2 pseudogenes are annotated in these 1,418 nt (G+C 71.7%); both read left to right on the top strand.

Annotation, left to right across the window (positions count from 1 at the left end):
• Positions 1–140: 140 nt before the first annotated feature.
• A pseudogene (locus ACZ52R_RS43505) lies at positions 141–623 on the top strand (transposase); the annotation flags it as partial.
• A gap of 122 nt (positions 624–745) precedes the next feature.
• Positions 746–1,418: pseudogene (locus tag ACZ52R_RS43500) on the top strand (NF041680 family putative transposase); the annotation flags it as partial.

Below are 1,418 nucleotides of genomic sequence, written 5' to 3'. Positions count from 1 at the left end.
GGATCTTCGGGACATGGCGACGACCTCCGTTTCACGCTGTGTGATGTCGAGTCGCACAACAGAGCCGGAGGTCGTCGGTGTCGATTGTGGTCCCTGAAGCCGTTCGTCGGCAGGCTCTTGCGGAACTGTCCTCCTTTCGAATGGACTTGTACGCCGCGATGCCCCGCCGCGCGGACGCACTGTTCGAGCTGTCGGATGCCCTGCTGTGTGCCGACGGGCCGGTCTGCGCCCTGGTCGAGCTGGCCCTGGCGCCCGAGCACCGGCGCTCGCACGGCTCCCTGTACGCCGCCCTGAACCGCGGGGACCTCGACGCGGACGGCCTTCGGCGCGCGATCGCGGCCCACAGCGTGCCCCTCGGCCCAGGCGGGCGGATCGTGCTCGCCGTCGACGTAACCGCCTGGCTGCGGCCGGACGCCAACCCGAGCAATGCCCGCTCCTTCTGCCACACCTACGGCCGGCGCGAGAACACGCACGAGATGGTGCCCGGCTGGCCCTACTCCTTCGTCGCCGCCCTGGAATCGGGCTCGACCTCGTGGACAGCCCAACTGGACGCCAAGCGCCTGGAACCCGGCGCGGACACAGCGGCCGTCACCGCCACCCAACTGCGAGAGGTCCTGCACGGAATCCTCGACGCCGGGCACTGGAAGGCCGGCGACCCGCCGGTGCTGATCGTGGCGGACACCGCTACGACGGCCCGCGCCTGGCCTACCTCCTACGGGACCTGCCCGTCCAGATCGTGGTGCGGATGCGCTCCGACCGCGTCTTCTTCAACCCCGTGCCCGACGACTACCGGGCGGGCCCCAAAGGCGGCCAACCCCGCAGTCACGGATCCCGGTTCACGTTGGCCGACCCCGCGACCTGGCGCGACCCCGACAGCGACAGCGAGCACACCACCCGCCGCTACGGCACCGCCCGCGTCCACGCCTGGCACCGCCTGCACCCCCGCATCTGGCGACGCTCAGCCTGGAGCGACCACCAGGGCCAACTCCCCATCATCGAGGGGACCCTGATCCGCCTCGACGTCGACCACCTGCCCTCCGGCGGCACCCCGAAGCCGGTCTGGCTGTGGTTCTCCGATCCCACACCACCCGACGCGGACACCGACACCGCCTGGCACGCGTTCCTGCGGCGCTTCGACCTGGAGCACACCTTCCGATTCCTCAAGCAGACCCTGGGCTGGACCCGCCCCCGCCTACGCGAACCGGTCGCGGCCGACCGCTGGACCCACCTGGTCCTGGCCGCCCACACCCAACTCCGCCTCGCCAGAGCGCTGTCCGCCGACCTCCGCCGACCCTGGGAACGACCCCAGCCCGTCGAGCGCCTCACCCCCGCCCGGGTCCGGCGCGGGTTCCGCAACATCCGCACGACCCTGCCCTGCCCAGCCGCTGTTGCGAGACCCTCCCGACCCGGACCCGGGC

The organism is Kitasatospora sp. NPDC034023 (assembly GCF_055575795.1).
This window is presented reverse-complemented; position numbering and strand designations above follow the sequence as displayed.